The organism is Streptococcus infantis (assembly GCF_015546995.1).
GTDB lineage: Bacteria > Bacillota > Bacilli > Lactobacillales > Streptococcaceae > Streptococcus > Streptococcus infantis_J.
In genome coordinates this window covers 50,633-75,324 of record NZ_JADMUH010000003.1, presented here as the reverse complement: position 1 = coordinate 75,324, position 24,692 = coordinate 50,633, and the positions used below count along the sequence as shown (strand labels likewise).

Annotated in this window: 20 protein-coding genes and 1 pseudogene; 15 read left to right on the top strand and 6 right to left on the bottom strand. The window is 40.3% G+C overall.

Translation table 11 applies throughout. The features are described from left to right. Positions 1-366 precede the first annotated feature (366 nt). Positions 367-2,451: a GH92 family glycosyl hydrolase gene (locus I1J71_RS02020; protein ID WP_195183533.1), complete on the bottom strand. Its 2,085-nt coding sequence runs from the start codon at positions 2,449-2,451 to the stop codon at positions 367-369. 170 nt (positions 2,452-2,621) lie between these two features. On the opposite strand from I1J71_RS02020, the gene I1J71_RS02015 reads away from it, so the two are divergent. From I1J71_RS02015 to I1J71_RS01970, 10 genes and pseudogenes are all read left to right on the top strand, one after another. Continuing rightward, a complete protein-coding gene (locus tag I1J71_RS02015; protein WP_195183532.1) occupies positions 2,622-3,902 on the top strand; it encodes a glycoside hydrolase family 125 protein in 1,281 nt (426 codons plus the stop codon). Positions 3,903-3,978: 76 nt separating this feature from the next. After that, the gene (locus I1J71_RS02010) at positions 3,979-6,624 is read left to right on the top strand and encodes an alpha-mannosidase (RefSeq protein WP_195183531.1); all 2,646 of its coding nucleotides are present in this window, start codon (positions 3,979-3,981) and stop codon (positions 6,622-6,624) included. An 84-nt stretch (positions 6,625-6,708) separates the two neighbouring features. Next, on the top strand, positions 6,709-7,578 hold the full coding sequence (locus I1J71_RS02005) for an ROK family protein (RefSeq protein ID WP_195183530.1): 870 nt from the start codon (positions 6,709-6,711) through the stop codon (positions 7,576-7,578). Continuing rightward, the gene (locus I1J71_RS02000; RefSeq protein ID WP_195183529.1) at positions 7,572-9,452 is read left to right on the top strand and encodes a beta-N-acetylhexosaminidase; all 1,881 of its coding nucleotides are present in this window, start codon (positions 7,572-7,574) and stop codon (positions 9,450-9,452) included. Before I1J71_RS02005 ends, I1J71_RS02000 begins: the two co-directional genes overlap by 7 nt. 200 nt (positions 9,453-9,652) lie before the next feature. Beyond that, positions 9,653-10,582, top strand: a complete 930-nt coding sequence (locus I1J71_RS01995) for an ABC transporter permease (protein ID WP_195183528.1) — start codon at positions 9,653-9,655, stop codon at positions 10,580-10,582. Positions 10,583-10,595: 13 nt separating this feature from the next. Continuing rightward, the gene (locus tag I1J71_RS01990; RefSeq protein WP_195183527.1) at positions 10,596-11,516 is read left to right on the top strand and encodes a carbohydrate ABC transporter permease; all 921 of its coding nucleotides are present in this window, start codon (positions 10,596-10,598) and stop codon (positions 11,514-11,516) included. Between the two features lie 106 nt (positions 11,517-11,622). Further along, entirely contained in the window at positions 11,623-13,107 is a 1,485-nt protein-coding gene (locus I1J71_RS01985) for an ABC transporter substrate-binding protein (RefSeq protein ID WP_195183526.1), read from the top strand. Positions 13,108-13,265: 158 nt separating this feature from the next. Beyond that, a pseudogene (locus I1J71_RS01980) lies at positions 13,266-13,481 on the top strand (CPBP family intramembrane glutamate endopeptidase); the annotation flags it as partial. Positions 13,482-13,641: 160 nt separating this feature from the next. Beyond that, positions 13,642-14,628, top strand: a complete 987-nt coding sequence (locus tag I1J71_RS01975) for a rhodanese-related sulfurtransferase (protein WP_195183525.1) — start codon at positions 13,642-13,644, stop codon at positions 14,626-14,628. Positions 14,629-14,751: 123 nt separating this feature from the next. Continuing rightward, positions 14,752-15,612 (top strand): DUF4299 family protein, encoded by an 861-nt coding sequence (locus I1J71_RS01970; RefSeq protein ID WP_195183524.1) that lies wholly within the window; start codon positions 14,752-14,754, stop codon positions 15,610-15,612. A gap of 105 nt (positions 15,613-15,717) precedes the next feature. On the opposite strand, the gene I1J71_RS01965 is transcribed toward I1J71_RS01970, so the two are convergent. The 5 genes from I1J71_RS01965 to I1J71_RS01945 all read right to left on the bottom strand — a co-directional run bounded on the left by I1J71_RS01965 (position 15,718) and on the right by I1J71_RS01945 (position 19,922). Beyond that, the gene (locus tag I1J71_RS01965) at positions 15,718-16,722 is read right to left on the bottom strand and encodes a DUF6574 domain-containing protein (RefSeq protein WP_195183523.1); all 1,005 of its coding nucleotides are present in this window, start codon (positions 16,720-16,722) and stop codon (positions 15,718-15,720) included. Positions 16,723-16,809: 87 nt separating this feature from the next. Continuing rightward, positions 16,810-17,718, bottom strand: coding sequence for a DUF4097 family beta strand repeat-containing protein (locus tag I1J71_RS01960; RefSeq protein WP_195183522.1), 909 nt, complete (start codon positions 17,716-17,718; stop codon positions 16,810-16,812). Beyond that, positions 17,711-18,304, bottom strand: a complete 594-nt coding sequence (locus tag I1J71_RS01955) for a DUF1700 domain-containing protein (RefSeq protein WP_195183521.1) — start codon at positions 18,302-18,304, stop codon at positions 17,711-17,713. Before I1J71_RS01955 ends, I1J71_RS01960 begins: the two co-directional genes overlap by 8 nt. Further along, positions 18,291-18,617 (bottom strand): PadR family transcriptional regulator, encoded by a 327-nt coding sequence (locus I1J71_RS01950; protein ID WP_006154805.1) that lies wholly within the window; start codon positions 18,615-18,617, stop codon positions 18,291-18,293. Before I1J71_RS01950 ends, I1J71_RS01955 begins: the two co-directional genes overlap by 14 nt. Before the next feature lie 138 nt (positions 18,618-18,755). Further along, positions 18,756-19,922, bottom strand: a complete 1,167-nt coding sequence (locus I1J71_RS01945) for a CynX/NimT family MFS transporter (RefSeq protein ID WP_195183520.1) — start codon at positions 19,920-19,922, stop codon at positions 18,756-18,758. A gap of 214 nt (positions 19,923-20,136) precedes the next feature. On the opposite strand from I1J71_RS01945, the gene I1J71_RS01940 reads away from it, so the two are divergent. From I1J71_RS01940 to I1J71_RS01920, 5 genes are all read left to right on the top strand, one after another. Next, positions 20,137-21,171, top strand: coding sequence for a glycosyltransferase family 2 protein (locus I1J71_RS01940; protein ID WP_195183519.1), 1,035 nt, complete (start codon positions 20,137-20,139; stop codon positions 21,169-21,171). Between the two features lie 57 nt (positions 21,172-21,228). Then, on the top strand, positions 21,229-23,079 hold the full coding sequence (locus I1J71_RS01935) for a polysaccharide biosynthesis protein (RefSeq protein ID WP_195183518.1): 1,851 nt from the start codon (positions 21,229-21,231) through the stop codon (positions 23,077-23,079). Between the two features lie 159 nt (positions 23,080-23,238). Then, positions 23,239-23,595, top strand: coding sequence for a DUF805 domain-containing protein (locus I1J71_RS01930; RefSeq protein ID WP_049494425.1), 357 nt, complete (start codon positions 23,239-23,241; stop codon positions 23,593-23,595). A gap of 172 nt (positions 23,596-23,767) precedes the next feature. After that, entirely contained in the window at positions 23,768-24,232 is a 465-nt protein-coding gene (locus I1J71_RS01925; RefSeq protein ID WP_195183517.1) for a DUF805 domain-containing protein, read from the top strand. Positions 24,233-24,306: 74 nt separating this feature from the next. Then, complete coding sequence (locus I1J71_RS01920) at positions 24,307-24,666, top strand: DUF805 domain-containing protein (RefSeq protein ID WP_195183516.1); 360 nt, start codon at positions 24,307-24,309, stop codon at positions 24,664-24,666. Positions 24,667-24,692: the final 26 nt, after the last annotated feature.

Genomic DNA, 24,692 nt, shown 5'->3' with positions numbered 1-24,692 from the left:
CTTTGAAATTTACTATAAAAAGTAAAAGCTAGCTAACAGATAGGGAATAGGGCTTGTTGGTTTAGAAAAAGATTATCCACATCCTGTGGATAACTCAAGGTGTCAACAACAACTGTCTCTTTCTAGTTTTGATGTGAGAAGTGGAGATAAAATTGATAGAATGGAAAATAATGAAGTCTTTGTAAACCTTGGTATAACAAGATTTACAGACTGTGTTCGGTTGTAAATCCTATAGACTTGGATTGGAAAACATTTTGGAAAAACTTGAAACTATTTTCCAAAGAAAAGTTGAAAGTTATTCACAGCTTGTGGAAAACTTTATATGGATAAGAAAACCCCTTTGCGCCTGACAAAGGGGTTGAGTTATTACTGCTTTGGTAACCAGCCGAGATTAAATTCAAGAGTCTTGGCATTGAGCAGTTCCTGATGGCTGATGCTTTGTTTTTCTTTCCCGTCCAGTAGACAGTTTTGGACAAAGTGGAAGTGTTCATGATTCTGTTGAGTACGAATATCAAGCCATTTATCTTCTTGGGCTAGATAGACACGAAGGTGGTCAAAGTACGGAATTCCAAGGTCATAACTTGCTTTTCCTGGGCAAGTTGGGTAAAGTCCGAGAGCAGACCACACATACCAAGCCGATAGACTGCCATTATCCTCATCTCCTGGATAAGCATCCCAGCCAGCTCGAAAGGCCTTTTGACGGAGAGTCTTGATCAAAAGACTGGTATATTGGGGAACATTACTATAGCGGAAAAGATAAGGGATGTGGAAACTTGGTTGGTTTGAAATGGCTAGTTGACCAAATGGCGCTGTTGCCATCTCACTCATCTCATGGATTTCATAGCCATAGCCCGTCGTTTCAAAGAGTGGGAGACTTTGACAAGCTTTCAAAAGATAGTTGCTAAAAGCTTCTTTTCCACCCATTAGTTGGCTAAGTCCAGAAATGTCATGCAAGACACCCAGACTGGCTTGAACGGCTGAACACTCAGCGTAGTCACGGCCCCAACTATAAGGAGAAAAGTCAGGACGGAAGTTTCCATCTACATCACGCGCCCTCATATAGCCTGTCTCAGGGTCAAATAGATTTTGATAATTCTTAGAATAGTGGGCATAGGTTTGGGCTAGCTCTTCTTGCCCTAATTTTGCTGCACAAGTAGAGATACAAAAGTCACTGTATGCATAGTCTAGTGTGTGACTGACACTTTCATGATAATCTGTGGATAAGTAGCCGATTTCTTGGTATTGAGAAAGGCCATGGCGTCCGTTGATGGCTTTTGGATCTGACTTGGTCGCAGTTTCGATCATGGCTTTGAGAAATTCTTCTTCAAGCTCAGGCGCCATGTCTTTGCAAGCACTATCTGCTAGTACACCATCAATCAAAGTACCAGGCATCATTCCTCTTTCGTCAGGAGCTAGCCACTTAGGCAGATATCCTGTGTCGTGATAGCTATTGAGGAAGCCCTCAAGAAACTGACGATAGTGCTCTGGAATAATCAAGGCAAAGAGTGGGAATGAAGTGCGGAATGTGTCCCAGAAGCCATTGTTGGTAAAGAGCAGACCTGGTTTGCTAGTTCCTGAAGCCAGGTCCATATGGATGTTTTCACCTTGCTCATTTACCTCATAAAAGGTTTGCGGGAAGAGGAAAAGCCTGTAGAGGCAGTGGTCAAAAAATGTTCGTTCTACTGAGCCGGTTTCTACGACATCAAAACGGCCTAGAAGGTCTTCCCAACTTGCTTTAGCCTCTGATTTCGTTTCTTCAAAGTCTTTTCTAGGCAGATTAAAGAGGGCCTGTTCTTTAGAAATAAAAGAAGTAGCTAGTTGAACCAGAGCTTCTGCTCCAGCCAAGTCGATACACCAGTTTTGCCCCACTTGATTGATAGATAGAATATCCGTAGAGAATACGAGAGCAGTAAACATGACGAGGGGACTTTTGTTGGTTTCGGTTAATCCGCTTTGACCAAGGCTGACAGTACGCTCATCTATTTGCTCTAATGATAAATCATCAGCTGCATGCAGATAGAGTGAGATCTTCTTGCCTTGTATCTGTCTTAGTTGAATAGAAGCCCCATAGCAAGTCGGTGTGAGTTGAGTTTCAATCTGGTAACGTTCAGAAAAAATTCTGAGATAATGGGGATTGAAAATGGCACGCTCCAAGTTATAGGAAGACTGACGATAGAAGAGCGTATCACCGCTGATTTTTCCTGTAACTGGAGTCAGTAGTAACCAAGAATAATCACCAATCCAAGGGCTAGGCTGATGGGTTAATCGAATACCCTGAAATATGGGAAGATGGGGATCAAAAAACCAAGATCCTTCCTGATCACTAGTTTGTGGAACAAAGTAATTCATCCCAAAAGGCACTCCAGTGTAGGGTAGGGTGTTGCCTCGTGAAAATGCATGTTTACTAGCTGTTCCAAAACGCGTATCAATGGTTTCAAGTATAGGTTTCATAGAATATCCTTTAGTCGTTTTCTACATTATATCAGAAAATTTAGCCTTTAGAAAAGGAGTTTTAAATATAACAATTTTGTAGAAAAATGACTATCATTTGTGTATATATTTTCTGGGCTAAAAGCTATATACTGAAAATGAAAATTTGTTTGAAAGAGGCAAAATAGTTTATGGTTTATTCAAAAGAAATTGTTAGAGAGTGGCTAGATGAGGTAGCGGAGCGTGCTAAAGATCATCCGGAATGGGTGGATGTCTTTGAACGTTGCTACACAGACACTTTAGACAATACAGTTGAAATCTTAGAAGACGGCTCGACCTTTGTGCTAACCGGGGATATTCCAGCTATGTGGCTCCGTGATTCAACTGCTCAGCTTAGACCATACTTTCATGTGGCAAAAAGAGATTCTCGTTTGCGCCAGACCATTGCTGGTTTGGTTAAACGCCAGATGACTTTGATTCTCAAGGATCCCTATGCCAACTCTTTCAATATTGAGGAGAACTGGAAGGGTCATCACGAGACAGACCATACAGACCTCAATGGCTGGATTTGGGAACGTAAGTATGAAGTGGATTCGCTTTGCTATCCCTTGCAATTGGCTTATCTTCTTTGGAAGGAAACTGGTGAGACTAGCCAGTTTGATGAAACTTTTGTTACGGCGACTAAGGAGATTCTCCATCTCTGGACGGTGGAACAAGACCACAAGAACTCACCATACCGTTTCGTTCGTGATACTGATCGTAAGGAAGATACCTTGGTAAATGATGGTTTTGGTCCTGATTTTGCCGTGACAGGGATGACATGGTCAGCCTTTCGTCCGAGTGATGACTGCTGTCAGTATAGCTACTTGATTCCATCAAATATGTTTGCAGTGGTTGTTTTGGGTTATGTCCAGGAAATCTTTGCTACATTGAATCTAGCTGATAGTGAAGGCATCATTGCTGATGCCAAACGTCTGCAAGCTGAAATTCAAGAAGGAATCGAAAATTACGCCTACACGACTAACAGCAAGGGCGAGAAGATCTATGCCTTTGAAGTAGACGGTTTAGGAAATGCTAGCATCATGGACGACCCTAACGTACCAAGTTTGTTAGCTGCTCCATATCTTGGTTACTGTGATGTCAATGACGAAGTGTATCAAGCAACTCGTCGCACCATTCTCAGCCCTGAAAATCCTTACTTCTACCAAGGAGAATACGCTAGCGGTCTCGGAAGCTCTCATACCTTCTATCGTTATATCTGGCCGATTTCCCTATCAATTCAAGGCTTAACAGCTACAGATAAAGCTGAGAAAAAATACTTGCTAGACCAACTAGTTGCATGTGATGGCGGAACAGGGGTTATGCACGAAAGCTTCCACGTAGATGATCCGACTCTCTACTCTCGTGAATGGTTCTCATGGGCCAACATGATGTTCTGCGAATTGGTCTTGGATTACCTAGATATTCGCTAATGAGCCTTAGCTCAATAGGTTCTTGCAAAGAATCACAAATATATTTTTAAATTTAAGTTAGAATGAGGTTTTACTCATGGAAAATGTTGTTGTACATATCATCTCTCACAGTCACTGGGATCGTGAGTGGTATCTACCTTTTGAAAGTCACCGCATGCAATTGGTGGAACTTTTTGATGATCTTTTTGATCTTTTCGAAAATGATCCTGAGTTCAAGAGCTTCCATCTAGATGGACAAACCATTGTCCTCGATGACTATTTAGAAATTCGCCCTGAAAACCGTGACAAGGTGCAGCGTTATATCGATGAAGGCAAATTGAAGATTGGGCCTTTCTATATCTTGCAGGATGATTACTTGATTTCCAGTGAAGCTAACGTCCGCAATACCTTGATTGGACAAGCGGAATGTGCCAAATGGGGCAAATCTACCCAAATTGGTTACTTCCCAGACACCTTTGGAAATATGGGGCAGGCTCCTCAAATCCTTCAAAAATCAGGTATTCACGTAGCAGCCTTTGGTCGCGGTGTCAAGCCAATCGGATTTGACAATCAAGTCCTTGAAGATGAACAGTTTACCTCTCAATTTTCTGAGATGTACTGGCAAGGGGCTGATGGTAGCCGTGTACTCGGTATTCTTTTTGCTAACTGGTACAGTAACGGGAATGAAATTCCAGTGGATAAAGACGAGGCTTTGACTTTCTGGAAGCAAAAATTAGCAGACGTCCGTGATTATGCATCGACCAACCAATGGTTGATGATGAACGGCTGTGACCACCAGCCTGTTCAGAGAAATCTGAGCGAAGCCATTCGCGTGGCAAACGAACTCTTCCCTGACGTGACCTTTATTCATAGCTCATTTGACGAATATGTCCAAGCACTGGAAAGTGCTCTTCCTGAACAATTATCAACGGTCACAGGTGAGTTGACCAGTCAGGAAACGGATGGTTGGTATACTCTTGCTAACACATCTTCTTCCCGTATTTACCTCAAACAAGCCTTCCAAGAAAACAGCAACTTGTTAGAGCAGGTCGTGGAACCATTAACCATTATCACTGGTGGACATAACCACAAGGATCAATTGACCTATGCTTGGAAAGTACTTCTGCAAAATGCACCGCACGATAGTATCTGTGGCTGTAGTATTGACGAAGTTCACCGTGAAATGGAAACTCGTTTTGCAAAGGTTAATCAAGTCGGGAATTTTGTTAAGAGTAATCTTCTTAACGAATGGAAGGATAAATTAGCTACTCAAAATGCGCAAAGTGATCACCTCTTTACCGTTGTCAACACAGCTTTACATGACAAGGTTGATACAGTCAGTGTTGTAGTGGATGTTGTGACTTGTGATTTTAAAGAATTACATCCGACTGAAGGTTACAAGAAGATGGCAGCCGTGACCTTGGCAGATTACCATGTTGAAGATTTGGATGGCCATGTCCTTGAAGCTAAGATTGAAGACTTGGGAGCAAGTTTTGGCTATACTTTGCCTAAAGATAAATTCCGCCAACCATATATTGCACGCCAAGTGCGCGTGACAATCCCAGTCCACCTTGCACCGCTTTCTTGGGCAAGCTTCCAATTGGTCGAAGGTCAAGTAGATTACCGTGATGGTATTTACCAAAATGGAGTCATTGATACCCCATTCGTAACAGTGAGTGTAGATGAAGGAATCACAGTCTATGACAAGACTACAAACGAAGCCTACGAAGATTTCATCCAATTCGAGGATCGTGGAGATATTGGTAACGAGTACATTTACTTCCAACCCAAAGGAACTGATCCAATCTATGCTCAATTGAAGGGATACGATGTCCTAGAAAACAATGCTCGCTATGCTAAGGTATTGCTCAAACATGACTTGACTATTCCAGTTAGCGCAGATGAAAAATTGGATGCAGAACAAAGAGGTATCATCGAGTTCATGAAACGAGATGCAGGTCGTTCAGAAGAGTTGACAACCATTCCTCTTGAAACAGAAATGACTGTCTTTGTGGACAATCCACAGATTCGCTTCAAGACTCGCTTTACTAATACAGCCAAAGACCACCGCATTCGTCTCTTGGTGAAAACTCATAACACTCGTCCAAGCAATGATTCTGAAAGCATCTATGAAGTTGTGACAAGACCAAATAAACCAGCAGCTTCTTGGGAAAATCCTGAAAATCCACAACACCAACAAGCCTTTGTCAGCTTGTATGATGATGTAAAAGGAGTGACAGTATCCAATAAAGGATTGCACGAGTATGAAATTCTTGGAGATGACACCATGGCTGTAACCCTTCTCCGTGCTTCAGGCGAACTCGGTGACTGGGGTTACTTCCCAACGCCGGAAGCTCAGTGCTTGCGTGATATCGAAGTTGAATTTGCAGTAGAATGTCACCAAGCAGGGGAACGCTTCTCAGCTTTCCGTCGTGCCAAAGCCTTCCAGGTGCCATTTACAGCTCTTCAAGTTGCAAAACAAGAGGGTAGCGTTGCAGCAACGGGTAGCCTCTTTAACCATCCGGCACTGAACTTGCCACAAGTCTGCCCAACAGCCTTTAAGGTGGCTGAGAATGAAGAAGGTTATGTCCTTCGTTACTACAACATGAGTCAAGAAAATATCCGTGTGTCTGAAAAACAACAAACTATTCTTGACTTGCTGGAACGCCCATACCCAGTCCATTCAGGACTATTGGCACCACAGGAAATTCGTACAGAACTCATTCAAAAAGAAGAAATTTAATTTCAAAAAGTAAACATAAAAAGAAAGGAGGAGCGAAAAAGTAAGAACCAACTGCTGATTCGCTCCTTTTTGCAGGTGAAAGCAATGACCATTGCAACGATTGATATCGGAGGGACTGGCATTAAGTTTGCTAGTCTAACTCCTGATGGAAAGATTTTAGATAAGACCAGCACCCCAACTCCAGAAACTCTAGAAGATTTGTTGGCTTGGTTGGACCAACGCTTGTCAGAACAGGACTATCGTGGGATTGCTATGAGTGTGCCAGGTGCAGTTAACCAAGAAACAGGAGTGATTGAGGGAATTAGCGCCATTCCTTACATCCATGGTTTTTCTTGGTATGAGGCCCTTGCTCATCACAAACTACCTGTTCATTTAGAAAATGATGCCAACTGTGTTGGACTCAGTGAACTGTTAGCTCACCCTGAGATTGAAAATGCAGCCTGTGTCGTGATTGGTACAGGGATTGGTGGCGCCATGATTATCAATGGAAAACTTCACCGAGGTCGTCATGGTTTGGGTGGAGAGTTTGGCTATATGACAACTATCGAGCCTGCAGAAAAACTCAACAACTGGTCATTACTAGCTTCTACGGGAAACATGGTTCGTTATGTGATTGAGAAATCAGGTCAGTCTGACTGGGATGGCCGTAAGATTTACCAAGAGGCGGCAGCCGGCAATGCCCTTTGCCAAGAAGCTATTGAACGCATGAATCGTAACCTAGCTCAAGGCCTGCTCAATATCCAGTACCTGATTGATCCAGATGTGATTAGCCTAGGTGGCTCTATCAGTCAGAACCCTGATTTTATCAAAGGGGTGCAAAAAGCAGTAGACACTTTTGTCGAAACCTATGAAGAATATACAATTGCTCCAGTGATTCAAGCTTGCACCTATCACGCAGATGCTAATCTCTACGGTGCCCTTGTCAACTGGTTACAGGAGGAAAACCAATGGTAAGTTTTACAGGACTTAGTCCCAAACAAGCCCAATCTATCGAAGTATTAAAAAATCACATTTCTCTACCAGATGTAGAGGTGGGAGTCTCTCAGTCTGACCAAGCTTCTATCTCTATCAAGGGTGAGAATGGGCAGTATCAACTGACCTACAGCAAACCTCATCAACTCTACCGTGCCTTGTCTGTCCTCGCAACAGCTTTAGCAGAAGGGGACAAGGTAGAGATTGAAGAGCAGGCGGCCTATGAAGATTTAGCCTATATGGCGGACTGTTCGCGAAATGCAGTACTCAATGTCGCATCCGCTAAGCAAATGATTGAACTTCTAGCTCTGATGGGTTACTCAACCTTTGAGCTCTATATGGAAGACACCTATCAGATTGAGGGGCAACCTTACTTTGGTTATTTCCGTGGAGCGTATTCAGCTGAAGAGTTACAGGAAATTGAAGCATACGCCCAGCAGTTTGACATGACCTTTGTCCCATGTATCCAGACCTTAGCTCACTTATCTGCCTTTGTCAAATGGGGTGTCAAAGAAGTTCAGCAACTTCGTGATGTAGAAGACATTCTTCTCATCGGTGAAGAAAAAGTCTACGACCTGATTGACGGTATGTTTGCGACGTTATCTAAACTACAAACTCGCAAGGTCAATATCGGAATGGACGAAGCTCACCTAGTTGGTTTGGGACGTTACCTTATCCTGAACGGTGTGGTTGATCGTAGTCTCCTCATGTGCCAACACTTGGAGCGCGTGCTGGATATTGCAGACAAATACGGTTTCCACTGCCAGATGTGGAGCGATATGTTCTTCAAACTCATGTCAGCAGACGGCCAGTACGACCGTGATGTGGAAATTCCAGAGGAAACACGAGTTTATCTAGACCGTCTCAAAGACCGTGTGACCTTGGTTTACTGGGATTATTATCAGGATAGCGAAGAAAAATACAATCGTAACTTCAGTAACCACCATAAGATTAGCCAGGATATCGCCTTTGCTGGTGGTGCTTGGAAGTGGATTGGTTTTACACCACACAATCATTTCAGTCGTCTTATCGCTCTTGAAGCAAATAAAGCCTGCCGTGACAACCAGATCAAGGAAGTCATTGTGACTGGCTGGGGGGACAATGGTGGGGAAACAGCCCAGTTCTCTATCTTTCCAAGCTTGCAAATCTGGGCAGAACTTAGCTATCGTAATGATTTAGAGCGTCTATCAGCTCACTTCAAGACCAACACAGGCTTATCGGTTGAGGACTTTATGCAACTTGATCTTGCCAACCTCTTGCCAGACCTACCAGATAATCTCAGTGGTATCAACCCTAATCGCTATGTCTTTTATCAGGATGTTCTTTGCCCAATCCTTGACAAGCACATGACTCCTGAGCAGGACAAACCACACTTTACCCAAGCAGCTGAGACTCTTGTTGCTATTAAAGAAAAAGCAGGAAACTATGCTTATCTCTTTGAAACTCAGGCTCAGTTGAACCAGATTTTAAGCAGTAAAGTGGATGTGGGCCGACGCATTCGTCAAGCCTATCAAAAAGGTGATAAAGAGAGCTTGCAACAAATCGCTAGAGGAGAATTGCCAAAACTCAGAAGCCAGATTGAAATCTTCCATGCTCTCTTTAGTCAACAATGGTTGAAAGAAAACAAGGTCTTTGGCTTGGATACAGTGGACATCCGTATGGGTGGCCTATTGCAACGAATCAAGCGAGCAGAAAGTCGCATTGAAAACTACCTAGCAGGCGAAATCTCTCGTATCGACGAACTAGAAGTAGACATCTTGCCATTCAACGATTTCTACGGGGATAAGGACTTCGCAGCAACGACAGCCAACCAGTGGCATACTATTGCGACAGCTTCGACCATTTATACAACCTAGGAAATTCTATTCCAGAAGAAAGTTTCTCGTGAAACCTCTCCTCATATAAAAAGTTCTCCACATAAAATAATTTGTGGAGTTTTTTCTATAATTTGTAGTTTAAACTGTCCTAAAAATAAGAGTATACTATTTTTGTAAACGTTATCAAGTCTAAAAAATGTGAGATTATGAAGTTTTAGAAAATAAAAAGGGAGGAAATTATGAAGAAGTTTTCAAAAACTTTAAGAGATAATTGGATTTTTCTCTTAATGGTTCTACCAGGAACAATTTGGTTGATTTTATTCTTCTACATTCCAGTTTTTGGGAATGTGGTTGCCTTCAAAGACTACCATATGACTGGTGAAGGATTCGTCCACAGTATTATAAATAGTAAATGGGTTGGACTAGATAACTTTAAATTCTTGTTTAGTTCAAAAGATGCCTTTGTCATCACTCGAAACACTGTACTTTACAACCTTGGATTTATCTTTATCGGTTTAATTGTATCAGTTGGTATTGCCATTATCCTTAGTGAACTTCGCTCTAAGCAAATGGTTAAAATCTACCAAACATCTATGTTGTTCCCTTACTTCCTATCTTGGGTTATCATCAGTTTCTTTACAGATGCTTTCCTAAACATCGATAAAGGGCTTATCAACCACACCTTAGAAGCTCTTGGAATGAAGGGTATTAACTTCTACGCTGATGTAAGCATCTGGCCTTACCTCCTCCTCTTCCTGGGTATCTGGAAAGGCTTTGGATATAGTAGTGTGATGTACTACGCAACGATCATGGGTATTGACCCAACTTACTACGAAGCAGCGACAGTGGATGGTGCCAGCAAATGGCAACGTATCCGTAACGTAACCATCCCTCAGTTGACACCGCTTGTGACAGTATTGACTATCCTTGCAGTCGGAAATATCTTCCGTGCAGACTTCGGTCTTTTCTACCAAATCCCTCACAACGCTGGTCAGCTCTATAGTGTAACAAACGTATTGGACGTTTATGTCTTTAACGGATTGACTCAGACAGCAGATATCGGTATGGCATCAGCAGCCGGTCTCTATCAGTCAGTCGTCGGTTTGATTCTCGTTATCCTATCAAACTTACTTGCAAGACGTGTTGATCCTAACTCAGCACTATTCTAGAAAGGAGGAGCATATGGCAAAAAAAATTCAAAAAGAAAAAATTGATAATGTTGGCATACACTCCTTCAGCAAAAAGGCAGATATCTTCTTTAGTATCATATCTGGTTTGCTGGCCTTCTCTTGTATCTTGCCTTTCATCTTTGTAATCATTATCTCAATTACAGACGAAAAAAGTATTGTTCAATATGGATATAGTTTCTTCCCATCGAAGTTTGGTGTAGATGGATTCCAGTTCTTGGCTCAATTTAAAGACAAAATTTTGCAAGCACTCTTTATCTCAACCTTTGTGACAGTTGTCGGTACCTTGACAAACGTATTCATCACAACAACATACGCTTATGCCATCTCACGTTCAACATTTAAGTATCGCAAATTCTTTACAATCTTTGCTCTTCTTAGTATGTTGTTCAATGCTGGTTTGGTACCAGGCTATATCGTGGTAACTCAGCTACTTCACTTGGGTGATACTATTTGGGCCTTGATTGTTCCGATGCTTCTATCACCATTCAACATCATGTTGATGCGGTCTTTCTTCAAGAAAACCATTCCAGAAGCAATCCTCGAATCAGCTCGTATCGATGGTGCTAGCGAGGCGCGGATCTTCTTCCAAATCTGTTTACCACTCTCTCTTCCAGGGATTGCGACTATCACACTTTTGACAGCACTTGGATTCTGGAACGATTGGTTCAATGCCCTTCTTTACATCAAGAGTGACAACTTGTATCCATTGCAATATTTGCTCATGCAAATTCAAAACAACATGGATTACATTGCTAAGTCAGTTGGGATGTCAGGACAACTTGCAGTTGCCCTACCAAAAGAAACAGGTCGTATGGCCATGGTCGTAGTTGCGACTGTTCCAATTGCGATTCTCTATCCATTCTTCCAACGCTACTTTGTAAAAGGTTTAACTATCGGTGGTGTTAAAGAATAAGAGGCACTGAGAAACAAGCTTTCTCTACCCTATCTAACTTTTCTTTGTTGAAAAGTAGATCACTAAAATTGTTTTAAATTTAAAAATAAAAAAAGGAGTTTTTATCATGAAAAACTGGAAAAAATATGCTTTTGCATCTGCTAGCCTTGTAGCTTTAGCTGCTAGCCTCGCTGCTTGTGGAAACCTTAAAGGTAACAACCAAAAAGCTGCTGACTCAGCTTCAGGTGACAAAACTGTTATCAAAATGTACCAAATCGGTGACAAACCAGATAACTTGGATGAATTGCTAGAAAATGCAAACAAAATCATCGGAGAAAAAGTTGGTGCTAAATTAGATATCCAATACCTTGGATGGGGTGACTACAGCAAGAAAATGTCAGTTATCACTTCATCAGGTGAAAACTATGATATCGCATTTGCAGATAACTACGTTGTAAACGCTCAAAAAGGTGCTTATGCTGACTTGACAGAATTGTACAAGAAAGAAGGAGCTGAACTTTACAAAGCGCTTGACCCAGCTTACATCAAAGGTAACACTGTAAACGGTAAAATCTATGCAGTTCCAGTTGCAGCCAACGTTGCATCTTCACAAAACTTTGCTTTCAACGGCCCACTTCTTGAAAAATATGGAATCGATATCTCAGGTGTAACTTCATACGAAACACTTGAACCAGTATTGAAACAAATCAAAGAAAAAGCTCCAGACGTAATGCCATTTGCTGTTGGTAAAAACTTTATCCCATCAGAAAACTTTGACTACCCAGTTGCAAATGGTCTTCCATTCGTTATTGACCTCGAAGGTGACACTACTAAGATCGTAAACCGTTACGAAGTTCCTCGTTTCGTAGAACACTTGAAGACTCTTCACAAATTCTATGAAGAAGGATACATTCCAAAAGACGTAGCAACTAGCGAAACTTCATATGACCTTACTCAAGATACTTGGTTTGTTCGTGAAGAAACAGTAGGACCAGCTGACTACGGTAGCAGCTTGCTTTCTCGTGTTGCTAACAGAGACATCCAAATCAAACCATTTACTAACTTCATCAAGAAAAACCAAACAACTCAAGTTGCAAACTTTGTAATCTCAAACAACTCTAAGAACAAAGAAAAAGCAATGGAAGTGTTGAATCTCTTGAACACTAACCCAGAACTCTTGAACGGACTTGTTTATGGACCAGAAGGCAAGAACTGGGAAAAAGTTCCAGGTAAAGAAAACCGTGTTAAAGTCCTTGATGGATACAAAGGAAACACTCACATGTCAGGATGGAACACTGGTAACAACTGGATCCTTTACATTAACGAAAACGTTACAGATGAACAAATTGCACAATCTAAGAAAGACTTGGAAACTGCAAAAGAATCTCCAGCGCTTGGATTCATCTTTAACACTGACAACGTGAAATCTGAAATCTCAGCTATCACTAACACTATGCAACAATTCGATACAGCTATCAACACTGGTACTGTAGACCCAGAAAAAGCTATTCCAGAATTGATGGAAAAACTTAAATCTGAAGGTGCTTACCAAAAAGTATTGGATGAAATGCAAAAACAATACGACGAATTCTTGAAAAACAAAAAATCTTAAGAACAATTGATTTCGTGTATTCATTCCTAAAAGATGCAATCACTGCCTTGTCTGGAGTTTTCCAGACGGGGTGGTGATTCTTTTTAGAGTAAATACATATAATTATATGTATTTGAAAACCAGGCATTTGCCTTATAAGTAGTGTTGGTAATAGCTACATGAAAAAATACAATCTACTCCTAAAAATCAGTGCAATCTTATCCCACTTACTTATTTTTTGTATATGGACTTTTTCAGCCAACACTTATAATCCAAAACTATTGGCAATTTCTTCTCAAATTGGCAATTTTTTCTGGATTTGAAATCTTATCAGTCTTGTCTTTATTGGCATCATGATTAGTATTTTATTAAAGACAGGCCATGGATATCTTTTTGTTAACTTTTCTTCATCGAATATTTAATTAAAACAAGATCTGAAAATGAGTCTTGTTTTTTATTTTTCGGTCAAATAAATTGCATTCGCTTTCTTGGGAGAGTATACTGGTATAGTTGAATGAAAAATTCTGATAATTTAATCTTAGAAAAGAGAAGCAAATGTCAAAAGATATTCGAGTTTTACTTTACTATAAATATGTTCCCATCGAAAACGCGGAACAATTTGCTGCAGACCACTTGGCTTTCTGTAAGTCTATTGGCCTCAAGGGACGTATCCTAGTGGCTGACGAAGGGATCAACGGAACCGTTTCTGGTGACTACGAAACAACGCAAAAATACATGGACTACGTTCACAGCCTTCCAGGTATGGAAGACCTCTGGTTCAAGATTGACGAAGAAAGTGAGCAAGCCTTCAAGAAGATGTTTGTTCGCTACAAAAAGGAAATCGTTCACCTTGGTTTAGAGGATGATAACTTTGATAACGACATCAATCCTCTTGAAACAACAGGTGCTTACTTGTCTCCAAAAGAATTTAAAGAAGCCCTTCTTGACGAAGATACAGTAGTCCTTGATACTCGTAATGACTATGAGTATGAACTTGGACACTTCCGTGGGGCTATCCGTCCAGACATTCGTAACTTCCGTGAGTTACCACAATGGGTTCGTGATAACAAGGAAAAATTCATGGATAAACGTGTCGTTGTTTACTGTACAGGTGGAGTCCGCTGTGAGAAATTCTCAGGTTGGATGGTACGTGAAGGCTATAAAGATGTCGGTCAATTGCATGGAGGAATTGCGACTTACGGGAAAGATCCAGAAGTTCAAGGGGAACTTTGGGATGGGAAAATGTATGTCTTTGACGAACGTATTGCAGTCGATGTTAACCATGTCAATCCAACCATTGTAGGGAAAGATTGGTTTGATGGAACACCATGTGAACGCTATGTCAACTGTGGAAATCCATTCTGTAACCGCCGTATCTTGGCATCAGAAGACAACGAAGACAAATATCTCCGTGGTTGCTCGCACGAGTGCCGTGTTCACCCACGTAATCGTTATGTTTTAGAACATGAATTGACACAAGATCAAGTCATCGAGCGTCTAGCAGCAATTGGTGAGAGCCTAGACCATTCTGAAGTTGTATAATAAACATTAACAGTCCTAAAGGGCTGTTTTTCTATGCTTTTGACTAAAAAATCTTAAATTTGTTTCTGCATCTTTCAGGAAAATGGTGTATACTATATGTAAACGATTTCAAAGGAGACCATTATGGTGAAGACATTTTTTATTCCAAATAAACAAAGTATTTTAGGACAACAGGAGATTCTTACAGCTAAATCAATTTTAGGCTTAGTAGAAGGCCTAGAGTCACATAGTTATGATGCTGTCTACCTCCGTCAACCTCTCAATCGCCTTGAGTATATCGAGTGTGGTATCGTAGGTAAGTCTCAATTTCTCTTTAAAGTTCGATATCTAGATGCTCAAAAAGGCTATCAAGTCATCATTCCTGACTTGATTACAAGAGCTGACTGGGAGATTGTAGAAGGGCTCTTGCGGGCTTTGTCTAGCAAGGTTGGTGAAGCAGTTGAAGGCTTGGCAGACTTTGATTTGGAAAACTATTTCCAAGAAACGGTTGAGAACTATCTAGCTGATAAGGCTGCTCGTTTAGGTTTCTGTCAGGGTATTCTATCAACTATTTACTTTGATAAGAATGATTTGGAAAGTTTCTTGGAAGAAGATGGCTTGGCACTTTTTGAAGAGCTAGTTAAGAGGGTTCAAGGGTCAGATGCTTTTCCTTCCAGCGCTAAATTTTATCCAGATGGTGAAGGTAAGATTCATGGGGTCTATCACCTAGCTCAGGGAGTAAAAACCATTTTGCCAAAAGAACCGGTGATTCCTGCTCCTTACGTTGAGCAATTGGTAGGCAAGGAACTTGTTTGGGAGATTGATTTGGTAAAAATCTCTGGAGATGGTTCAAAACCAGAAGACTATGAAGCAGTAGCTAGAGTGGATTATCAAGCGTTTTTAGGAGCTTTGCCAAAAGAACTTTATCAGAACTTGGATGCCAACCAAATAGTGGTAGGACCAATCTTAGGGGAAGATTTTGAGAACTTAGTAAAAGGTAACTAGAGGCATAAATGAAAGATATTGGTTTTAAATAATGTGAAAAGGCAGATCGTTTGATCTGCTTTTTGTGTACACAAAAAAATCCTGTCACTCTGACAGGATTTTATCTTACATAAAAGCAAGGATTCGAAGATAGTCAAAAACAAGAGCCATTTCTGCTAGGAAAAAGAGAAATAGAACACCACCGTTGACTAGGAAAGCTAAGAGAAGGCGATAGAAGGGATCAGTTTGACTATCCTTGCTAGGTCTTGAAATGATGTAGAGATTGGCCAAGAGAGTCAGACCAATGCTAATCAAGCAAAGCAGTACTGCAAATCGTAGACCATTAAAAAGAGCGAAGAAACTAGCAATACCTGTCAAGAAAATTGGGATAGCCAAGAGTCTGCTATGTGCTTGAAAGGCTCTTTCTAATGTCCAATCACTGTCCTGGTCGACAAAACGTTTGACTACAAATCCACCCATGAGAATTGAAAAGAAGAAGAGACTTGTCGCTACTAGGATGGAGAAGACCGAGAAGAGATTGAGAGACGGGAGTTGTTCCATGAAGTGAGCATCGATGCTTGCCATACGACCATAGTAGCCTTGTTTGGCGTGATAAACTATAAAGAGAAAACTTGTAGCAGAAAAGATAGTTAGTAGCGCAAAGGCATTATAACTATGTTTTTTATCTGAATCAATACTTGCTGTTGGCTCTTTGAGAGCACCTTGTAACCAGACCCAAAAATCAGCCAATTCTTCTTTGAAGATCGCAGTTTTTGTAGGGACAGGATCTGGGACAAATGGACTTTCCAAAGATTTGCTAGGCTGAGGTGCTTCCTTAACTGGTTTTTCTGCTTGGTCTGTCTTTGTTGCCAGTTCTTCTTGTTCTTCAGTCTCTACAGGTTCTTCTGACTTGTCTGTATTTGCTACAATTTCTTCGTGTTCGCCATTCTCTACTTTTTCTAGGTCAGCTTCTTGTTCTTCAGGATTGACTTGAAGGCTTTCTTCAACCACCGGCAACTCTTCTTTTTCTTTTAACTCTTCTTGGGGAATGACTGGGTCAGATGGGTTATCTTTTTTCTCATTGTTGGCTGTTTTCTCGAAATCAGCACTTTCGAACCATTCTTGAGTCATAATAGACCTCCTTTTTTTGATTAATTTTTGAGTAGTAACTACTAGTTGTCTTTATTCATGATTTCTATAAGAAAGCAAGCGATCTTATTATGGGAAATAGATACTTTGATTCGATTTTGCGACGAGGAGATCTTGCGTATCTTTTTTTTCTGTTTTGTAAGGGTTCGCTAATGCTTCACCTTTACTACCTCCCGTAGGTATGTCACGTCTGTCTCGATGCCAACGATAGATATCACCATGTTCAGCAGAAAACTCAACATTGATTCGGTCAAGTTCCTTTTGGGATAACTCGAGTGAGATATCTTTTCTTGCCTCAAATTCCACTCTACCATGCACTTGGATATCGTCTGCAGTGATATGTGCATGGTCTGCTTGGATACGACTATCTGTTAGACTTGTTTCAAATACATTGACAATTCCAGTTGTGGTCAGTTGGCTATTTTTAATCTCGCTATTAGTGATACGAAGAAGATAACCATTTGACAGAATCTTGGCATTGCTGACTTTTGCATTGGCAATTGAAAGGATATGATGGTTTACCTGGGCAGTTAGGTTTTTTAACTCTCTTCCTCTTGGTAATGAGAGAACAACTTCATCATTGCGGCTAGAAATTCCGCTTGCGATAAAGAGGATACCTTCGATACTAGAACCTATAGAGCGACGTGTAGTTGATTTGGTATCAGTTATTTCAAGACTTTTCTCTTTGATAGAGTGTTGAAGATTTTCTTTTTCAGAGATGGTTGGATGATACTGGATGTGAATCTTGTCATCGCTTGATTCAGTGATAACGAGCGAATGTTCTTTCAGAGAGATGTTTAGATTTTCAATATCTTGGTCAAAAACAAGCTCTTCCATTCGACTTTCAAATACTGGATTTTGAGACATTGCAAGGAGGCTTCTGACACCATCTGTTTGGATGCCGATGATCATCATTGAAAAACCGATGATACTGGTAACAACACCAAAGATAAGAAATCCTTTTGTCCATTTACGCATGTCTTTCACCTCTCTTTCCTCTATTAAGAATCCATTGGATGAGTCGAAGGACCAGTAATCCAAAGAAACGTGTTACGTAAGAAGTGGCTACTAAGACTAGAGACGAAGCTCCAATCGCCAGTAAACCACCACCAAAAATCAGCACAAAGGCAGATGTAGATTCAACCAGAACGTAGAAGCTTTCAAATAGGAGAACAGCTCCGAGAACTATTCCAGCTACTGATACAGCAAAGAAGGCTATAAGTATACTGACAGCAGCGATAAAAATCCCGATGATAGCCATGAGAAGACCAATTCCGACCGGAATTCCGATAGGAGCTGCAAGAAGGGCCAGTAGAGCAATCCATAAAATCTGTCGGTTGTTCTTAGCGGACTTTTCCTCATTGATTTTTTTATCAAGAAGTGTAGTCAGGACATCATGGGCAGCTTCTTTAGGACTACCCAGACTAGCCATTAGGTCTTCCTCTCCTTCTGGGCCAGCATCATCAAAGAGTTCTTTGAAGTAGTCCATGGCTTCGATGCGATCAGATTGAGGCAGCTTCATCAGATAGGCTTCAAGCTGATTCAAATATTCAGTTCTTGTCATGGCGAACGCTCCCTTCTATGATGCCGTTGATAGTGTCAGTGTAGAGTGTCCACTCTTCTCTGAGTACAAATAGTTGTTCCTCTCCAATTTCTGTTAAGGAATAGTATTTCCGCATCCGACCTTGGTATTCGCGAGAGTATGTAGTCAGATAGCGGTTGGTTTCCAGTTTTTTCAAGATGGGGTAGAGGGTAGATTCCTTGATTTTGGCAATGAGTTTAATTGTTTGACTAATTTCATAACCATAGGAATCCCCTTGTTCTAGGATGGCCAAGATGAGAAATTCAATCAAGGCCGCTGATGTCGGAAAATACATGAGGCACCTCCTTTTTAGTATATAAAAATTTTATATATAATTATTCTACACATACATCATACATCTAAATGTAAGCCCTGTCAAGCAATATGTATAAAATTTTTACATATAAAAAACCTTCTAGTGAAAACTAGAAGATTAGAGGATTTTATCTGCTCGATCCACCATAAAGAGGGCGACCGTCATAATGATATCAATAACTAGAAGAGCCAGTACAGCTGGGATCCACGAATGGAAAAAGTTAAAACTATAACCAAAGAGAGTTGGACCGACAGCTGCCAAAATGTAGCCGCCGGTCTGGGCAAGTCCAGACAATTGGGCCGTCTTTTCAGGCGAGCTAGTTTTGATGGAGAAGCAAACCATGAGATAAGGGAAAAGAGCGCTACAGGCAGTACCAATCAAGAGATGCGCTACTAACCAGTAGAGGAAACTCTTGTTCGGGTATAAGAGCATGGCAATTCCAAGCAATCCAGCGATAGAGATGACTGTCAGCATGATTTGACGGTGACGATTGGACAAACGAGTCGTTAAACTTGGAATAGTCATCGAGAAGGGGATACTAGTCAGAGAAAAGATAGAAGCTAAAAGACCGGCATCTGTGTGAGATAAGCCAGCACTGATTGCCATGGTAGGTAACCAGGTCATACTGGTATAGAAGAGTAAGGACTGAAGTCCACCGAATACAATAATAGCCCAAACTTCCTTGTTTTTTAAGATATTCTCTTTCTTTTGTTTTTTCTCACTTCCTTTTAGAAAATGATTGTGACGATGATTGGGGAGCCAGGCAACTAAAGTTAGTAGGCAGGCCAAGGATAAACAGAGAATCAAGCCTTTCCAAGAGCTTGCTTGAGTAATGGGTACAGAGAGATAGGAGGCAAGAGCCGTTGTAATCCCCATAGAGGTCACATAGATGGTTGTCAGAAAGCCAATCTTTTGTGGGTGATTGGCCTGAATGGCGCTAGGAAGGAGCACGTTAAAGATCGCAATACTTACTCCGATAAGTAAAGTCCCTAGATAGAGTAGAGGAAGATTAAAGATACGAATCACTGAACCGATGGTCAATACGATAAGACTATAGGTGAAAAGGTGCTCGAGTCCAATTTTTTGAGCCAAACGGGTCGCAAAAGAGGAGAAGAGGGCAAACATCAAGAGAGGGAGACTGGTCAAAACACCAAGTGAACTAACTTCCACGCCTAAACCTTGGGCAATATCTCCCAAAACAGTTGGTAAAGCTGTGAAAGGAGCTCTTAAGACCGCTCCGATTAAGATAATTCCTAGAATAAAAAAGAGTGATCGTTTTTTCATGTAAACCTCAATAAGCTGATTTTGATAACAGCTTATTTTAATTTTTTTTCCTAAAGATGTCAAGTTGACCTGGCGTGATTCGCTACGTAGCCGATAGAAATCATAGTAAAGAAGGACAATATATTTACTAGTTTTTTTCTGGGATTCAAATAAAAATAGGAAAGTCTGAAAAATTGTGATAAAATAGTGAAAGAAAATATTTAGGAGACTGTAAGTGATTCAACAAATCGATAATTTAATCGTCTCTATTGTGATTAGTGCTTATAATGAAGAAAAATATTTACCGGGCTTAATTGAAGATTTAAAAAGACAGACATATAATAAAGAAGATATTGAAATTCTATTTATTAATGCAATGTCCACAGATAAGACAACCGATATTATTCAGCGATTTATCTCTGAGGATACTGAATTTAGGTCAATTAGATTGTATGATAACCCTAAAAAGAATCAAGCAAGTGGCTTTAATTTAGGGATTAAGAATTCTAACGGAGACCTTATTTTGAAGATTGATGCGCACTCCAAAGTCACAGAGAATTTTGTGAGGAATAATGTTGGGCTAATCAATCAGGGAGAATATATCTGTGGTGGCCCTAGACCGACGGTTGTTGAAGGCGAAGGGAAATGGTCAGAAGCTTTACATATCGTTGAAGAAAATATGTTTGGAAGTAGCATCGCAGATTATCGAAACAGCTCTCAAGACAGATATGTTTCTTCAATTTTTCATGGTATGTACCGTCGAGAAGTTTTTGAGAAAGCTGGTCTAGTCGATGAACAGCTTGGAAGAACAGAAGACAATGAACTTCATTATCGTATCAGAAATCACGGATATAAGATAAGATTTAATCCTAACGTTTTATCTTATCAATATATTCGACCCACATTTAAAAAGATGCTCCACCAAAAGTATTCAAATGGTCTATGGATTGGATTGACAACTCATGTTAAACCAAAATGTCTATCTATTTTTCATTATGTTCCCTTTGCTTTTGTGTTAAGTATTATTGTCAGTACTATATTACTACCTTTTTCTCCATTGTTTTTAATGTTTCTAGTAGCAGTTTATAGCCTATTTGTAATTTCATTGACTATACTTACCTTATTGAAACATAAAAATGTAGCATTGCTCTTAATGCCATTTATGCTGTTTTCAATCCATTTTGCCTACGGCATAGGTACAGTAGTTGGATTGATTAAAGGTTTTAAATGGAGAAAAAGTTATAAATCTGAAATTCAGTATTTAAATTAAGACTCCTTATCTCATGCTCAATTAAACATTTTCTCTGTGTAGGAGGATACCATTCACATGAATAAAAAAATAACAGATTACGTAATTGATCTGGTTGAAGTATTAAATAAACAACAGAAACAAATATTTTGGGGATTTTTTGATATTGCCAGTATGGTCTTATCAATTATTGTTTCCTATATTCTATTTTATGGCTTGATTAATCCAGCCCCGGTAGACTATGTCATTTATACAGGTCTAACCTTCCTTTTCTACCAGCTTATGATTGGATTTTGGGGGCTGAATGCTAGTATTAGTAGATATAGCAAAATCACAGATTTTATGAAGATTTTCTTCGGAGTAACTATCAGTAGTATCTTATCTTATGTGATCTGCTATGCTTTCTTGCCACTCTTTTCTGTCCGCTTTATCGTACTCTTTATCCTATTAACTACCTTCTTGATTCTCCTTCCTCGTATCACCTGGCAGTTGATTTACTCAAGACGTAGAAAGGGAAATGGCGAAGGAGAACACCGTCGTACCTTCTTGATTGGTGCCGGTGATGGTGGCGCGCTCTTTATGGACAGTTACCAACATCCTACCAGTGACCTTGAACTGGTTGGGATTTTGGATAATGATGAAAAGAAAAAAGGACAAAAGCTTGGGAAAATCCCAGTTTTGGGTTCTTATGATGATCTACCAGAATTGGCTAAACGCTACAGAGTTGAAAAAGTTATCGTTGCGATTCCGTCTCTAGATCCATCTGAATATGAACGAATCCTGCAAATGTGTAACGGTATCGGTGTAAAATGCTTCAAAATGCCGATGATTGAGTCAGTTGTGCAAGGTATCCAGCCTCAAGCAGGAGGTTTCCAGAAAATTGATATCACGGACCTGTTGGGACGTAAAGAGATTCAGCTTGATGAATCACGTCTGGGTTCTGAAATCACTGGCAAAACCATCTTGGTGACCGGTGCCGGAGGATCAATCGGTTCAGAAATCTGCCGTCAAGTTAGTCGATTCAATCCTGAACGTGTCATTTTGCTCGGTCATGGAGAAAACTCTATTTATCTGATTTACCATGAATTGATTCGCAAGTTCCAGGAAATTGATTTTGTTCCTGTCATTGCTGATATTCAAGATTATAATCGTTTGCTTCAAGTTTTTGAACAGTACGAACCAGCGATTGTTTACCATGCTGCAGCCCATAAACATGTTCCGATGATGGAGCGCAATCCAAAAGAAGCCTTTAAGAATAACATCCTTGGAACTTATAATGTTGCTAAGGCAGTTGACGCTGCTCGAGTTCCAAAAATGGTCATGATTTCGACAGATAAGGCCGTTAATCCACCAAACGTAATGGGAGCAACTAAACGTGTGGCTGAGTTAATTGTTACAGGATTTAATCAACGTAGCCAATCAACCTATTGTGCGGTGCGTTTCGGTAACGTACTCGGTAGCCGTGGTAGTGTGATTCCTGTCTTTGAACGTCAGATTGCAGAGGGTGGACCTGTAACGGTGACAGACTTCCGAATGACTCGTTACTTTATGACCATTCCAGAAGCTAGTCGTTTGGTGATTCATGCGGGCGCTTATGCCAAGGATGGAGAAGTCTTTATCCTTGATATGGGGAAACCTGTGCGCATTTACGATTTGGCTAAGAAAATGGTTCTACTTAGTGGGCATACTGAAAATGAAATTCCAATCGTAGAAGTAGGTATTCGCCCAGGTGAAAAACTATACGAAGAGTTGCTTGTATCAACTGAACTAGTTGACAATCAAGTAATGGACAAAATCTTTGTCGGTAAGGTAAATGTGATGCCTCTTGAGATGATCAATCAGAAGATTGAAGAGTTCCGTACCTTGCAAGGTTCTGAATTGAAGAGAGCAATCATAGCTTTTGCTAATGAAACAACACACGTTGACTAAATATAAATGAGATATTATCTGTAACTTCTGTTTATGAGAAAGAGCGGATAGTATCTTTTTTTTCTAGATTTCGAGAGACTTTCAGAGTTTTTTGAACAAACTTGTTATTATTGAACAGATATGGTAAACTATAGTAAATAAAAAATTAGGGAGTAACTTATGATTAACGCTTATAAGAATTTTTTTAAAGGATATGTAGATTTTGCAGGTCGTTCAACACGTTCCGACTATTGGTGGGTTTGCCTTGGGAATTTTATTCTTTATATTCCTTTCTTCTTAACATACGGAAATGCTCTGGCTAACTCGCGAAACGAGGGTGCTCTTATAACTTTGGGCTTTATCGCTATTATTTATTTTATTTTTGGCCTAGCACTTTTCTTGCCGTCACTTGCTTTGATGGTACGTCGCCTTCGTGATGCTGGTTTCCACTGGGCATTGATCTTTATTTTATTCGTTCCACTGGGTAGTATTGTTCTTCTAGTACTTTTTGCTATGCCAACAAAGGAAACACTATAAGTTCAACTGTCTGAGGAAAGATACAAGAACGAAGAAAATTCAATCTTGAATCGGGCTTCTTGAGTCTTGTTGGACAATTTACCAATACTCCCAAGTCTCTAGTTGGATTTGGGAGTGTTCTATAATTGTAAACTCGAGTATCTACTAGTAAAATAAAAATTGGGAGTATCTCATGATTAACGCGTATAAGAATTTTTTTAAGAATTATGCAGAGTTCACTGGACGTTCAACGCGCTCAGATTACTGGTGGGTTTGGTTAGGAAACTTTATCCTTTCTATTCCTTTCTGGATTATCTATTTCTACACTGTATTTCTTAGTGCCGTGATGGCTTCAGTAGACGATTCAGTGAGCGAAGCTACTTTTATGGTTTTGGGTTTAGTTGTCATTATTTATGCAATTTTCTACCTAGCAATCTTGGTACCGACTTTAGCTTTATCAGTTCGCCGTTTGCGTGATGCCGGATTCCACTGGGCCTTTATCTTCCTTCGCTTCGTCCCTATGGGAGGGATTGCCCTTTTGATTTTACATGCTATGCCGACAAAAGAAACTGAAGTGGTAAACTATAGTGAACCTCAGGCAGTTAATGTCGAAGAAGGCATCGAAGATACACCGTTCGAAGAATCAGATAAGAACTAAAAGATTTCGGTTTTACGGTTGAATCTTGTCTAGTAGTTCTCATGCCTTGTTTAAGATCTAATACGGAGTATCCTATGATTAACGCTTATAAAAATTTCTTTAAAGGGTTTTTAGATTTCACAGGCCGTTCAACGCGTCCGGATTTTTGGTGGGTTTGGATAATGAACAGTGTTTTATCCATTCCTCTTTATATTACCTATTTTCAGGCTGTCTTCACTGAAGAAGAAGTAGCAGACCCTATCGCAAGTGTGGGAATTCTGAGTTTTTATATCATTTTTTATTTAGTGATATTCATACCGAGTATCGCTCTAAGAGTTCGTCGTTTACGTGACGCAGGCTTTCACTGGGCCTTCATTTTTCTCGCTTTCGCTCCAATGGGAGGATTTATTCTTTTAGTCCTGCTGGCAATGCCAACCAAGGAAGTAACTAACTAATAAATGACAGATCAAAGCAAGCACAA

Coding starts and splice junctions, on each gene's coding strand:
- I1J71_RS02020 (WP_195183533.1), bottom strand. CDS start 2,451: ATGAAACCTATACTTGAAACCATTGATACGCGTTTTGGAACAGCTAGT.
- I1J71_RS02015 (WP_195183532.1), top strand. CDS start 2,622: ATGGTTTATTCAAAAGAAATTGTTAGAGAGTGGCTAGATGAGGTAGCG.
- I1J71_RS02010 (WP_195183531.1), top strand. CDS start 3,979: ATGGAAAATGTTGTTGTACATATCATCTCTCACAGTCACTGGGATCGT.
- I1J71_RS02005 (WP_195183530.1), top strand. CDS start 6,709: ATGACCATTGCAACGATTGATATCGGAGGGACTGGCATTAAGTTTGCT.
- I1J71_RS02000 (WP_195183529.1), top strand. CDS start 7,572: ATGGTAAGTTTTACAGGACTTAGTCCCAAACAAGCCCAATCTATCGAA.
- I1J71_RS01995 (WP_195183528.1), top strand. CDS start 9,653: ATGAAGAAGTTTTCAAAAACTTTAAGAGATAATTGGATTTTTCTCTTA.
- I1J71_RS01990 (WP_195183527.1), top strand. CDS start 10,596: ATGGCAAAAAAAATTCAAAAAGAAAAAATTGATAATGTTGGCATACAC.
- I1J71_RS01985 (WP_195183526.1), top strand. CDS start 11,623: ATGAAAAACTGGAAAAAATATGCTTTTGCATCTGCTAGCCTTGTAGCT.
- I1J71_RS01975 (WP_195183525.1), top strand. CDS start 13,642: ATGTCAAAAGATATTCGAGTTTTACTTTACTATAAATATGTTCCCATC.
- I1J71_RS01970 (WP_195183524.1), top strand. CDS start 14,752: ATGGTGAAGACATTTTTTATTCCAAATAAACAAAGTATTTTAGGACAA.
- I1J71_RS01965 (WP_195183523.1), bottom strand. CDS start 16,722: ATGACTCAAGAATGGTTCGAAAGTGCTGATTTCGAGAAAACAGCCAAC.
- I1J71_RS01960 (WP_195183522.1), bottom strand. CDS start 17,718: ATGCGTAAATGGACAAAAGGATTTCTTATCTTTGGTGTTGTTACCAGT.
- I1J71_RS01955 (WP_195183521.1), bottom strand. CDS start 18,304: ATGACAAGAACTGAATATTTGAATCAGCTTGAAGCCTATCTGATGAAG.
- I1J71_RS01950 (WP_006154805.1), bottom strand. CDS start 18,617: ATGTATTTTCCGACATCAGCGGCCTTGATTGAATTTCTCATCTTGGCC.
- I1J71_RS01945 (WP_195183520.1), bottom strand. CDS start 19,922: ATGAAAAAACGATCACTCTTTTTTATTCTAGGAATTATCTTAATCGGA.
- I1J71_RS01935 (WP_195183518.1), top strand. CDS start 21,229: ATGAATAAAAAAATAACAGATTACGTAATTGATCTGGTTGAAGTATTA.
- I1J71_RS01930 (WP_049494425.1), top strand. CDS start 23,239: ATGATTAACGCTTATAAGAATTTTTTTAAAGGATATGTAGATTTTGCA.
- I1J71_RS01925 (WP_195183517.1), top strand. CDS start 23,768: ATGATTAACGCGTATAAGAATTTTTTTAAGAATTATGCAGAGTTCACT.
- I1J71_RS01920 (WP_195183516.1), top strand. CDS start 24,307: ATGATTAACGCTTATAAAAATTTCTTTAAAGGGTTTTTAGATTTCACA.